Source organism: Mesorhizobium sp. M0954, assembly GCF_040319155.1.
Lineage (GTDB): Bacteria > Pseudomonadota > Alphaproteobacteria > Rhizobiales > Rhizobiaceae > Mesorhizobium.
In genome coordinates this window covers 454,917-467,045 of the sequence record NZ_JAMYNR010000001.1, presented here as the reverse complement: position 1 = coordinate 467,045, position 12,129 = coordinate 454,917, and the positions used below count along the sequence as shown (strand labels likewise).

Annotated in this window: 10 protein-coding genes; 8 read left to right on the top strand and 2 right to left on the bottom strand. The window is 61.2% G+C overall.

The features are described from left to right. Nucleotides 1–28: 28 nt before the first annotated feature. Nucleotides 29–964 carry a choline ABC transporter substrate-binding protein gene (locus NKH93_RS02220; protein ID WP_292660734.1) on the bottom strand — a complete coding sequence of 312 codons (936 nt, stop codon included), beginning with the start codon at nucleotides 962–964 and terminating at the stop codon, nucleotides 29–31. 237 nt (nucleotides 965–1,201) lie between these two features. Between NKH93_RS02220 and NKH93_RS02215 the strand changes: the two genes are divergently transcribed. The 8 genes from NKH93_RS02215 to NKH93_RS02180 all read left to right on the top strand — a co-directional run bounded on the left by NKH93_RS02215 (nucleotide 1,202) and on the right by NKH93_RS02180 (nucleotide 11,373). After that, nucleotides 1,202–1,813 (top strand): thymidine kinase, encoded by a 612-nt coding sequence (locus NKH93_RS02215; protein WP_352680866.1) that lies wholly within the window; start codon nucleotides 1,202–1,204, stop codon nucleotides 1,811–1,813. A gap of 127 nt (nucleotides 1,814–1,940) precedes the next feature. Continuing rightward, nucleotides 1,941–2,330: a c-type cytochrome gene (locus tag NKH93_RS02210; protein ID WP_352968976.1), complete on the top strand. Its 390-nt coding sequence runs from the start codon at nucleotides 1,941–1,943 to the stop codon at nucleotides 2,328–2,330. A gap of 215 nt (nucleotides 2,331–2,545) precedes the next feature. Then, nucleotides 2,546–3,634 carry a hypothetical protein gene (locus NKH93_RS02205; RefSeq protein ID WP_352450536.1) on the top strand — a complete coding sequence of 363 codons (1,089 nt, stop codon included), beginning with the start codon at nucleotides 2,546–2,548 and terminating at the stop codon, nucleotides 3,632–3,634. 35 nt (nucleotides 3,635–3,669) lie between these two features. After that, nucleotides 3,670–4,815 carry a hypothetical protein gene (locus NKH93_RS02200; RefSeq protein ID WP_352488971.1) on the top strand — a complete coding sequence of 382 codons (1,146 nt, stop codon included), beginning with the start codon at nucleotides 3,670–3,672 and terminating at the stop codon, nucleotides 4,813–4,815. Nucleotides 4,816–4,839: 24 nt separating this feature from the next. Continuing rightward, nucleotides 4,840–6,750, top strand: coding sequence for an AAA family ATPase (locus tag NKH93_RS02195; protein ID WP_352770900.1), 1,911 nt, complete (start codon nucleotides 4,840–4,842; stop codon nucleotides 6,748–6,750). Between the two features lie 198 nt (nucleotides 6,751–6,948). Further along, a complete protein-coding gene (locus NKH93_RS02190; RefSeq protein ID WP_352683898.1) occupies nucleotides 6,949–8,247 on the top strand; it encodes a DUF6638 family protein in 1,299 nt (432 codons plus the stop codon). 14 nt (nucleotides 8,248–8,261) lie between these two features. Then, nucleotides 8,262–9,386, top strand: a complete 1,125-nt coding sequence (locus tag NKH93_RS02185; protein WP_352450540.1) for a DUF2333 family protein — start codon at nucleotides 8,262–8,264, stop codon at nucleotides 9,384–9,386. Between the two features lie 307 nt (nucleotides 9,387–9,693). Continuing rightward, entirely contained in the window at nucleotides 9,694–11,373 is a 1,680-nt protein-coding gene (locus NKH93_RS02180; RefSeq protein WP_352772531.1) for a formate--tetrahydrofolate ligase, read from the top strand. A gap of 72 nt (nucleotides 11,374–11,445) precedes the next feature. Here NKH93_RS02180 and NKH93_RS02175 read toward each other — a convergent pair whose 3' ends face one another. Next, nucleotides 11,446–12,093 (bottom strand): cysteine hydrolase family protein, encoded by a 648-nt coding sequence (locus NKH93_RS02175; RefSeq protein ID WP_352918105.1) that lies wholly within the window; start codon nucleotides 12,091–12,093, stop codon nucleotides 11,446–11,448. Between the last annotated feature and the right edge of the window lie 36 nt (nucleotides 12,094–12,129).

The following is a 12,129-nucleotide window of genomic DNA, read 5'->3' as shown; positions in this document are numbered from 1 at the left end:
CCTTGTCTCGTCATGCCAGATGGTCGGGTCAGCTTCCGAGCGCCGTTTTCACCGCAGCCGCCGCATCGCCGCCGTCGAAGGTGGTGACGCCGGCGATCCAGGGAGCGACCGCGTCCGGGTGCTTCTTCAGCCAGTCGGTCGCGACCGTATTGGCATCGCCGCCCTTCAGGATCGCGTCCATCATCTCGCCTTCCATGTCCAGGTTGAACTTCAGATTGGCGATGAACTTGCCGGCGTTCGGGCATTCGCTCATGTAGCCCTTGCGTACATTGGTATGCACGGTGGCAGCACCAAAGCCGCTATCGCCCATCCCCTCGAGATAGGTGATCTTCATGGCGCCCATCACCGGATGCGGCGTCCAGCCGAGGAAGGCGATCCATTCATTGTTCTTCATCGACTGCTCGGCCTGGGTGAGCATGCCGGCCTCGGAAGATTCGACCAGTTCGAAGCCTTCGAGATTGGTCTTCGGATCCTTGATCATGTCGAGGATGATGCGGTTGCCGTCATTGCCGGCCTCGATGCCGTAGATCTTGCCGTCAAACTTGTCCTTGAACTTGCCGAGATCGGTCAGCGTCTTGACACCGGCATCGGCGACATAGGTCGGAACGACGATGCCGTAGCCGGCACCGCTGAGATTTTCGCTGACGGTCTCGACCGAGCCTTCGGCGGCATAGTCCTTGATGTCGTTGGTCATCGACGGCATCCAGTTTCCGAGGAACACGTCGAGGTCTTTGTTCTTCAGCGACGCATAGGTCACCGGCACCGAAAGCTGGATCACCTGCGGCTCGTAGCCCAGCGCCGTGAGCAGCACCGAGGCGACGCCGGTGGTCGCCTGGATGTCGGTCCAGCCGACATCGGACAGCCGCACCGTCTTGCAGCTTTCCGGATCGCCGGCGAAGGCCCCAGTCGTGGATAGAAAAGCCGCCAGGCCGAGGCCGGCGACGAATGAACTCATACGCGACATGAAAATTCTCCCATTTCAGTTCTCGGTGAAGCGACGCGACGGTTTTATCTCCGCCTTTGTTCCGTCAGCCAAACATCATTCTGCTGCGGTTTCAAGCACTAAGGCAATCACGAACAACGGCGCAGGCTGGCCGATCAGCGACACGCCCGCCGCTTTCCGGATGGAAGTCGTCTTTTCCCGGTGGAATGTAGGCGCTCCCCCTCCCCGCTTTGTTGCAACTCGGCTTAAAAGGACGGCATGGCCAAGCTGTACTTCCATTATGCGACGATGAATGCCGGCAAGACGACGATGCTGTTGCAGGCCTCGTACAATTACCGCGAGCGCGGCATGACGACGATGCTGTTCATCGCCGGCCACTACCGCAAGGGCGATACCGGGCTGATCTCGTCGCGCATCGGCCTGGAGACGGAAGCCGAGATGTTCCGCGACGGCGACGACCTGTTCGCCCGGGTCGCCGAGCATCACGACCACGCCACGGTCCATTGCGTCTTCGTCGATGAGGCGCAGTTCCTCGAAGAGGAGCAAGTCTGGCAACTCGCCCGCATCGCCGACCGGCTGAACATCCCGGTCATGTGCTACGGCCTGCGCACCGATTTCCAAGGCAAGCTGTTTTCCGGATCGCGCACCCTGCTGGCAATCGCCGACGACCTGCGCGAGGTGCGCACCATCTGCCGTTGCGGCCGCAAGGCGACGATGGTGGTGCGCCTCGGCGCCGACGGCAAGGTGGCGAAACAGGGCGAACAGGTGGCGATCGGCAAGGATGTCTATGTCTCGCTCTGCCGCCGCCATTGGGAAGAGGAAATGGGCCGCGCCGTGCCCGACGATTTCATCGGCTTCACCAGAACCTGACTAGCGCTATTGCCTTCATCCGACCTCCCGGCCGACATTCGTTCGCCAATCGCGCCATCGTGCGGCGCTTATTTAAGGCCTGCTTGCTATTTCAGAACCTCTCAGCCAGAGCCGTCGGGGAGTTCCCATGCTTCGAGCCATCTCATCTGCAACTGCTTTCCTCATCGCCGGCGCTCTTGCCGCGCATGCCGACGGCGATGCCGCTCTCGGCAAGAAAGTCTTCAACAGATGCATGGCCTGTCATGAGCCCACGAGCGACCACGACAAGGTCGGCCCGCATCTGCTGGGTGTCGTCGGCCGCAGCGCCGGCACCGCGGACAGTTATCTCAGCCGCTACTCGCAGGGGATGAAGGACGCCGGCGCCGCCGGCCTGGTCTGGGACGAAGCAAACCTCGCCGAATACCTGCGCGCGCCGCGGCAGAAGGTCCCCGGCAACAAAATGGCCTTCTCCGGCCTGACCAGCGACGACGACATCGCCAATGTCATCGCCTACCTCAAGGCCGATCCCAAGCCCTGAGCGTCGCTCCCGACCTAAAGTCCAGCCGCGGTTGAAGCGGTGTCTGATTGGACGGCAGTTACACCGTAATCATTGCCTGACTATCCTGCGGTCGGCCTCCTGAAATTCTTTTGTTTTCCTGTAATCCCATGTCTTCCGTCTTTCATTCGCCAAACCCGGCACATATATTCGCGGCGGTTTGCGAAACGAAACCGATGCCGAAGCGGGAGGCCCCAATGGCGACATTGCAGAATTTCGACGCCGAGATTGCCAAGACCAAGCAGGTCGTTGAGGACATGCGCACCAAGATCGAGCAGTCCGGTACTGTGCTCGACACGCTCGCCACCGCCGACAAGAAGATCGGCGACGCCAATTTCGACATCGAGAATGCCCGCATCGAGGACGTGCTGAAGCAGCAGAAGGTGATGGAAGGCAATATCGCCGACCTGATTATCGGCCTCGAGGACGCCACCAACGTCTTCGGCGCCGAATTCGAGAGCATGAAGAACTACACCGGCTGGGAAAATTTCGTCGGTGTCTTCTCCAGCCAGCGCAAGCAGCGCCTGCGCACCGACCGCGTCCGCAACATGTCGCTGGCCGGCAATCTGCAGGAGCTGCTGGCGAAATCCGACACCATCGTCGGCATCCTCAAGGCGCAGAAGCAGGTTCTCGACACGCGCTACAAGACCTCCGAGGCCAGCCTGTCGCAGGTGATCGAGCGCCGCAAGACCACCATGTCCAATCTCGAGACCGTGCAGAAACGCATCGAAGAACTCAACCCGATGCTGCTCGACATCGAGAACAAGATCGCCGCCTCGACCAGCCAGAAGGAGCGCACCCAGCTGGAAGGCGAACGCTCGAAACTAGCCACGGAATACAACGAGAAGCAGGCCAAGGAGCAGGAATTGCTGGCCGAAAGCCAGACGCTGGAGCGCTACACCTCGATGTTCCAGACCTTCGTCGATTCCCTCAACAACCAGATCGCGGCGCAATCGACGCTGATCAACAAACTGACCATCGATACCGAGCAGCGCATCGTTCTGTACAAGGCGCTGGAAGATTCGCTGAAGACCGCCGCCCAACAGGATGTCGCCCACAAGATCAACACGCTGGGCAGCCAGGTCGACAATACCGCCGAAGAGACCATGGCCGGCATTGGTGCCGCCTCGCAAAAGCACATCGGCGATCTGCTTGAAATGCACGAGAAAAACATGGTCGCCACCGCCGACATCCAGCGCCGCAAGAAGCTCGCCGACGATGCCTTCGCCCGCCGCTTCGACGATGTGATGAAGAAGCACAATTCGGCAAATTACGTGCAGTCGTAATTGCTGCACGTGCACTGCTCCCAAGGGCTGGCAGCATGACCCCCGAAAACGAAGCTGCGGCGCGTTATTTCTCGGCGATCGCGGCGGCACTTGGCGGCCTCGAAGTGTTCATGCGCGACGATCGCTCGCCGCTCTACCGGCACGGCATCGTCGCCAAGGTCGTCGCCGAATATATTGCGCGGCTCGACAAGTCGTTCTCGTGCTGGCGCAACCGGCTGGGCTTCACCGAGACGTTCCGCATCTCGCGCGCCGAAAGCGGTTTTCCGGTCTTCCAGAACCTGCTCGAGTTGGAGAACGACCGGCTCCAGGCCGATGCGCGACTCGCCAACCTTCCGCTGGCCGATGAGCTGCGCGAGGAAATGGCGGACTTCATCCTGCGCCACAAGGAATTTCCCGAAGCACTGCAGAAGTCGATGGCCGAGCGGCTTTACCTCGAGGACGTCAAGAGCGAGACTACCTTCGGCCCGTTCACGCTGGCCCAGACGGTCAAGGTGTCGGTCAATCCGAAGACGTTGCGCCCCTATTATCTGGTCCACTGGGCCTGCTTCGACGGCAGCGCCAACCTGCCGCTTGTCTATATGGTGACGGTCGAGGATTCCTCGGACGACATGATCCGGCAGCTTGTCGACTCCAGCGGCAAACTTAATGAGAGGATCGACATTCCGCTGCCGGTCGACGGCTTGCTCAATCCCGAGCTTGCCCACCGTTTCGACGATTTCACCGAAAAGAATTCCGCCTACGCGCTGTCGCCGGCGACCATCGCGGTCAACCTCGACAAGGATTTCGAGCCGCTGCATCCCAAGCAACTGCGTCGCGTCGTGCTCGGCCCGTTCTATTCTGCAGGGATTACCGACAACAATTCGACGGTGAGCGAAGTGCTGGCCAAGGTGCGCAAGCCGGAAAACGCCTGGCTGCTGACCTGGACCATCCAGGAGGTCTTTTCCAAGGCCGAAAAGCCAGGCCGCAAGGGGCTGTTTTCGAGCGAAAAGACGACACAGGAATTCTTCATCAATACCGACGATCTCGAGGCCGCGCGGCAAGGCGTGTCGAGCTATGAGAACCATGCGCTGATTCCGCACGAGGCCTATCAGGCGCTCTATGCCGCCGGCGAGGCGCAGAAGATCTTTTCGGGCTACAAGGTCCACATCCTGTCCAAAGGGCAGGTCATCAGCGACGTCTGACCGTCAAATCGCGGAGCATCCTCCATGGACACCGGCCTGACCACCATCCCGGAAGCGGCAATTGAAAAGCACCGTGCCACTGCGCAAAGTTTCATCACTCGCATCGTCGTGCTGGAGGACCCATCGCGCGAGTCCGGCACCGCGCTTGCCGGCACCAACCGCCGCTTCGTCTCTACCGTCTCGGTCGGCTCGGTGCGCCGCACGCGCGAGGTCGAGCTCTCCAAAACCGTCGCCGCCGTCCATTCCGACGACCAGTTGCTGACCATCCCGCAGCACACGCTGTTGTTTCGCGCCCGGCGCGGCACAGCGATAGCGCTGGCCATATCGGATGTCTTCGCCGAGGGCTCGGACCTCGAAAGTCTGCAGGCGAAAAACGCCCGCTCGCCGCTCGAAGGCGATGAAGCTGCCACCTTCAAGAAGCTGCTGTCGGCCTCTGCCTACATCTCCGCCTTCAGCCTTGCCTCCTATTTGTTCCAGCTGATCGACAGCGACGGCGAGGCGCCGAACGACACGCCCGAGCCGGACTTTCTGTTCGACACGCCACAGGATGCGGTGAAGTCGATCGTGGCCGGGCTCGACAGGGCGATAGCAGGTTCGAAGGACGATGCCGACCTGATGACCCGCGCCCGCGCCTTTGCCCGCGTCGCCATCGACGGGCTGTTGGCGCGAAAGGGCCGCTTCGACGGCATCGGTCCGTTCGAGAACGCGCATATCCGCATCGACGTCGACGATTTTACCCTTGACGGCTTCGACGTCGCGCCGGGTAAGCGGGCAAAGCCGCTGGTGATGACCTTCAAAAAACCGGAAGAGGTCGTCGGCAACCACATCGCCAAATACCAGTCAGTCAAGCTTGCCAAGATGCTGATGGCCTACGACTTCGAGCGCGAGCTGAACCCGTTCGTCGAGCTCGGCGGCTTCCTGTTCACCTTTATCGGCGATGGCGCGCCCGGCACCGGCAAGACAACCTTGATCCAGATGATCGCCGGTCTTCTCAATGGTTATTGCCAGGTCGCCGGCTATCCCTTCGCTTACGAGAATTTCGGCGTCGACCAGATCTCCTCCTACCAGGGCAAGTCGGGCCAGAACTGCCGACAGTTCATCAACAATGTGCTGAACCCGCGCGTCATCGGCTTCGGCACCATCGACGATATCGACCAGGTGGCGGCACGCCGGTCCGACGACCGCGCCTCGGCCGGCCAGCAGGAAATCACCGGCGTCCTGATGGACGCCTTTGGAGGTGCGGCGACCGTGGTGCGCGGCAATTGCTCGTTCGGCATGTTTTCCAACTATCCCGAGAACGTCGACGACGCATTGCGCCAGCGCGCCGGCGCGCGCTGGCTGGTCGATGGCCCGCAGAGCCGCGACGACTACATCGACATCTTCGTTCTGCTCGCCGGCAAGAACCACAAGATCCCGCTCGGCGAGCACAAGCTCTACGCTGCCCAGGAAATCCAGCGCGCGGTGATGGAAGCCTACGAGGAGCATGAAAAGCCGCAGGAAGACGGGCTGATAAAGGTCTATGAGCGCTACATGAAGGAAAACGGCGCGCCGAAGACGATGGCTGACATCGGCACCTATCTGCACTTGATCAAGGATGCCGAGCCGCGCTTTACCGGCCGCGCCATCAAGAACGTTACCGATGCCATCAAGATGCGCGCCATGGACATCGAATTGCCGGACGAGTGGTTCGAAAAGCCGGAAGCCTTCATGCACAAGGGTTACGACGACAAGAAAGCGATGATCGAGGAGCTGCGCGGGCCATTCTCGATGGACATGGTCATGCAGGAGATCAACCGCTATGCGGATTCCGAATTCCGCTATTCCGACAAGTCCGATGATGCGGCGGTGACCAAGATGATCCGCGACACCCGTCTGCGGGAGCGTGCCGTCCGCGAGATCGAGGGGTTGAAGAAAAAGGGGCTGTGGAATGCGTGAGATGCGCCGACGCCACCTTCTCCCCTTGTGGGAGAAGGTGGCGTCGAAGGCGACGGATGAGGGGTATTCGTCAAGCTGGAACACCCCTCATCCGACCGAGCTTCGCTCGGCCACCTTCTCCCACAAGGGGAGAAGGAGCGTTCGCGCCCCTCATCCGCCCTTCGGGCACCGTCTCCCCGTGAACGCGGAGAAGGAATAATGGCCAAGAAACCCGATCTGTTGCGCGACAACGAGCTGATCTACGGCCGGCTGCTGACGATCGACGAGCCGCACCTGATCCAGCGCTACAACAAGGCGATGGTCGCGTTCGGCTTGAAGCCGACCAAGTTGAGAAGCTTCGAGATCGACCGCACTGGCTTCTCGCCGCAGGTCGCCGAGGAATGCGGCGACTACAGCTACCTCGATCCGAACGAGGTCAACCGCCGCTTCATCATCCTGACGCCGTCGCAGATCGACCTGCCGGTGGTGCACACGGCGTTCTCCAACACCTCGCTGCTGATGTACGAGTTCATGTCCAAGAACCAGCGCGCCATCGATGCGCTGACGATCAAGGACGTCATCTACGGCGAGATCGAGGATTCGGTCCCCAAGGTCGACGACATCGAGGACCTGCTGTCGATCAACCAGGTCGAGTTCAAGGTGCTGTCGGCCGAGGATGTGCTCGGCAAGGCCGCCGAGCTCGGCAAGCTGGTCGACCGGCTGAAGCAGGAGCCGGATGCCTGGCGCGACAACGCCATGCTGGCCCACATGGTCGAGCTGGCGAAGGTCTGCGGCGACATCCGCGAGAATGCGCTGGTGCCGGACCAGGTGATCTTCCGTCACAATGCCTATTGGACCAGCCATTTCGGCGGGCTCTATGTGTTCGTCGATCCCGACGTGACGACGGTGATCAGCGACCCCGCAGCGCCCGGTTTCCGCCGCTCGCGGCCGTGGCAGGTGAGTTACCTTTCGATCCACGATGCCGACAAGGTGTTCAAGTTCCTCGCCTCGACCGGCCGCATCGAGCTGCCGCGCGCCTCATGGATCGAAACCTCCGGTTATCTCGAGCATCGCGCCGAAATGGTGGTGCGCGCGCTGATCCGCGACGCCGATCCCGACCGCAATCTGACCGACGTCGACAAGGTCTGGCTGCAGACCTGGATCCACGGCCATACCGATCTGATCACCAGGGACGGCAATTTTCCCTTCCTCAACGCCGCCAAGCGCGAGATCGCCCAGCTCGGCCATCTCAAGATCGAGGACGTGTTCCCGCAGCAGCGCTTCCTGGTCATCCGCGCCAAGCCGGACCATGCCGACGCCTGGCTGACCAACCAGCTGATCTCGGACTTCGTGCCGCAGGACTTCGTTTCGCGTTACGTCTTCAACAAGCCGGGCTTCTACAGGGACTATGAGGGCTTCAGCGACGCCTGGCGATCGCATGTTGTGGACGTTCTGAAAACCACATATCTGAAGGACAAGGTGGCGTTTCGCACACGCCTCTACGGCTTGACTGACTGAGGGGTGACATCGCCATGCTTGATCCGATCGTGAGTTTCTTCACCCGGATTTTCCAGTGGATTGGCCGCGGCATCGGCCTGCTCATCGGCGCGATCCTGTGGCCGTTCCTGTGGGCGGGGCGCTGGTACACGCAACGCGGCTGGATCCTGAAGGCGGTGCTCGGCCTGGCTGTGCTCGTGCTGATCGGTCTCTATGTCAACTTCTTCTACGCCACCCAGTGGTGGAACAATTTCGACCCGAATTACGTCGACAAATACACGTTCGAAAAACGCAACAGCTCCGCCGGTGAACAGGTTTCCGCCGGCGCCGGCACCGACACGGCCAAGACCTGCGGAAATTCAGCCATTGCCCAGGTTGCGGCCGACCTGACCGACTTCAACGTCAACCAGAATGCCTGGGTGTCGTCGATGATTCTTTACAAGCTCGGCCTGTTCGGCATCGACTGGGATCACACGCCGTTCATGGACAACAAGGCTTCGTTCCAGCGCGGCATCAACCAGGCGGTGCGGCGCACGGCGACCGAGCTTGCCGATAATCTCGGCCGCGTCCGCACCACCTCGCAGATCGACGCCGACCTGCAGGATGCCCGCGGCAATCTGCAGTTCGACGAGGAAACCTGGTATTTCGGCTTGAACCCGTTCGGCCCCAAGACGCCGACGCCGAGCTACTATCGCGACGCGGTGCGCAAGCTGCGTTCCTTCAACGCCCGCCTCGCAGCCTGCCAGGCGACGTTCGATGCCCGCGCTGACAATCTCAAGCAGTATATCGACCGCATCTCGTCCGACATCGGTTCGACCTCGGCGATCCTCAAGGAGCGTGCCGAAAACCACAATAATGGCTGGTTCGACACTCGCGCCGACGACCGCTTCTGGTTCGCCTATGGCCAGCTCTATGCCTATTACGGGCTGATGAAGGGCGCACAGGCCGACTTCGAGGACGTCATCAAGGAAAAGCACCTGCAGAACCTGTGGGATACGATGGACGCGCAGTTCGTCTCGGCACTGCGCATCCAGCCCTTCATCATCGCCAATGGCCGCGAGGACGGCTGGCTGTTGCCGACACATCTGACGACGATGGGTTTTTACATACTCAGGGTGCGCTCGAACATGGTCGAGATCAGCAACGTGCTGACGCAGTAGCGGATCGTCCCGCACAGCCGGCGCTGGTGAATTTGCGCCGTTGCTTCTGTCGCTTTTCGCGTATTACGCGGCTGTTTTGAGACGGCGGAACCGCGCCTGCTCTGGCTTCTATACGGCGCGGCAACCGGCGCGAAAAGAACCTGTGGCAGGGCAGCCGGCCGCAGAGGCATTTTCTTCGTAGGAAACATAGTTGCATGAAAGTTGACGCCGCGGCAGCGACAGGGGTAGAACATGCCCGCGCCTGCAATGCCGGGCTATTCTTGCGACCACACTAGTCAAATCCGTCCAATTCAGAGGGAAGTCGTCCATGGCCGAAGTGAAGTCCGACATCGAGATCGCGCGCGGCGCCAGGAAGAAGCAGATCCAGGAGATCGGCCAGAAGATCGGCATTCCGAGCGAACATCTTCTGCCCTACGGCCACGACAAGGCGAAGATCTCGGCCGAGTTCATCAAGTCGGTGAAGGGCAACAAGGATGGCAAGCTGATCCTCGTCACCGCCATCAACCCGACACCGGCCGGCGAAGGCAAGACGACGACGACGGTGGGCTTGGGCGATGGCCTCAACCGCATCGGCAAGAAGGCCATCGTCTGCATCCGTGAGGCTTCACTCGGACCGAATTTCGGCGTCAAGGGCGGTGCCGCCGGCGGTGGCTACGCGCAGGTTGTGCCGATGGAGGACATGAACCTCCACTTCACCGGCGATTTCCACGCCATCACCACCGCCCATAATCTGCTGTCGGCGCTGATCGACAACCACATCTACTGGGGCAACGAGCTCGGCATCGATACCCGCCGCGTCGTCTGGCGCCGCGTCATGGACATGAACGACCGGTCGCTGCGCGAGATCATCTGTTCGCTCGGCGGCGTCGCCAACGGTTTCCCGCGCGAGGCCGGTTTCGACATCACAGTCGCCTCGGAAGTCATGGCCATCCTGTGCCTGTCGACCGACCTGAAGGACCTGGAAAGGCGCCTCGGCGACATCATCGTCGCCTATCGCCGCGACAAGTCGGCCGTCTATGCGCGCGACCTCAAGGCCGACGGTGCGATGGCCGTACTCTTGAAGGACGCCATGCAGCCCAATCTCGTGCAGACGCTGGAGAACAACCCGGCTTTCGTCCATGGCGGCCCCTTCGCCAACATCGCGCATGGCTGCAACTCAGTCGTTGCCACGACGACGGCGCTGAAGCTTGCCGACTACGTCGTCACCGAAGCCGGTTTCGGCGCCGATCTCGGTGCCGAAAAGTTCTTCGACATCAAATGCCGCAAGGCCGGCCTGAGGCCCGCCGCGGCGGTCATCGTCGCCACGGTTCGCGCCATGAAGATGAATGGCGGCGTCAAGAAGGAGGACCTCGGCAAGGAGAACGTCGAGGCGGTCAAGAAGGGATGTGCGAATCTCGGCCGCCACATCGAGAACATCCGCCAGTTCGGTGTGCCGGCTGTGGTCGCCATCAACCATTTCTACTCCGACACAGAGGCCGAGATCCAGGCGATGAAGGACTACGTCGCCTCGATGGGCGAAGAGGCGATCCTGTGCAAGCACTGGGCCCAGGGATCGGCCGGTATCGAGGAACTGGCCAAAAGAGTCGTGGCGTTGGCCGAATCCGGCGCGTCGCAATTTGCCCCGCTGTATCCCGACGCCATGCCGCTGTTCGAGAAGATCAACACCATCGTCCAGCGCATCTATCGCGGTTCCGAAGCGATCGCCGACAAATCGGTGCGCGACCAGCTCCACGCCTGGGAGCACGCCGGCTACGGTCATTTGCCGGTCTGCATGGCCAAGACGCAATATTCCTTCTCCACCGATCCGAATCTGCGCGGCGCGCCGACCGGCCACACCGTGCCGGTGCGCGAGGTCAGGCTGTCTGCCGGCGCCGGCTTCGTCGTCATCATCTGCGGCGAGGTGATGACCATGCCCGGCCTGCCCAAAGCGCCATCCTCGGAAAAGATTTTCCTGAACGAAATGGGCCAGATCGAAGGCCTGTTTTAGGGATAATCAACGCTTGAACGGCAAAGGGCGCCGCAACGCTGCGGCGTCCTTCTGCCTGTTCGCGACAGTCTCCTACGCCGCGCTTCGCGCCAGCGCGCGCTGGTTGGAGGCATAGGGTGTGTCGTGCTGGGGTACCACGCCGGTCTTCAGGCAATCGATCCACTCGGCGGTTTTGAGAACGGCCGCGAAGCGCGACTGCAGGATGATCGTCACGACGCGATGGATTTCCTCCCCCGAAGCGTAACCGGCGCTGTTGGCGTACGGCAACGACCCCGTTGCGTCCGACAGGAACTCGACCTCGAAGCCCGTATGCACGGCGTGGATGACCGTCGACAGGTCGCAATTGTGAGTCATGTAGCCGATGACTGTGATCGTATCGATAGAGTTGGCGCGCAGCCACTCCTCGAGGTCCGTGCCGGTGAAGGCGCTGGGCAAGTTCTTTTCGATGTAGTGGTCGCGGTCTCGCCTGGCGATTTCCGGGTGCAACTCGGCGCCATGGCTGCCCTTGGCGAAGACCGGTGAGGTTTCCGGCGCCAACTGTTTGATGACCACCACCTTGACGCCTGCCTCGGTGGCCGCGTCCATCGCTCGCGCGACATTGACGACGCTGTCGCGGAAGGGCGGATGCTGGATGGCGAGGTTGCCGCCATCATAGTCGTTTTGAACATCGATGACGATGAGGGCGCGGCGCGGAGCTTTGCCTTTGGCTGGTTGCGACATGGGGTTTTCCTTTCCCGTTGGACATTGATGGGTGGA

Coding starts and splice junctions, on each gene's coding strand:
- NKH93_RS02210 (WP_352968976.1), top strand. CDS start 1,941: ATGCTTCGAGCCATCTCATCTGCAACTGCTTTCCTCATCGCCGGCGCT.
- NKH93_RS02205 (WP_352450536.1), top strand. CDS start 2,546: ATGGCGACATTGCAGAATTTCGACGCCGAGATTGCCAAGACCAAGCAG.
- NKH93_RS02215 (WP_352680866.1), top strand. CDS start 1,202: ATGGCCAAGCTGTACTTCCATTATGCGACGATGAATGCCGGCAAGACG.
- NKH93_RS02200 (WP_352488971.1), top strand. CDS start 3,670: ATGACCCCCGAAAACGAAGCTGCGGCGCGTTATTTCTCGGCGATCGCG.
- NKH93_RS02185 (WP_352450540.1), top strand. CDS start 8,262: ATGCTTGATCCGATCGTGAGTTTCTTCACCCGGATTTTCCAGTGGATT.
- NKH93_RS02195 (WP_352770900.1), top strand. CDS start 4,840: ATGGACACCGGCCTGACCACCATCCCGGAAGCGGCAATTGAAAAGCAC.
- NKH93_RS02180 (WP_352772531.1), top strand. CDS start 9,694: ATGGCCGAAGTGAAGTCCGACATCGAGATCGCGCGCGGCGCCAGGAAG.
- NKH93_RS02190 (WP_352683898.1), top strand. CDS start 6,949: ATGGCCAAGAAACCCGATCTGTTGCGCGACAACGAGCTGATCTACGGC.
- NKH93_RS02175 (WP_352918105.1), bottom strand. CDS start 12,093: ATGTCGCAACCAGCCAAAGGCAAAGCTCCGCGCCGCGCCCTCATCGTC.
- NKH93_RS02220 (WP_292660734.1), bottom strand. CDS start 964: ATGTCGCGTATGAGTTCATTCGTCGCCGGCCTCGGCCTGGCGGCTTTT.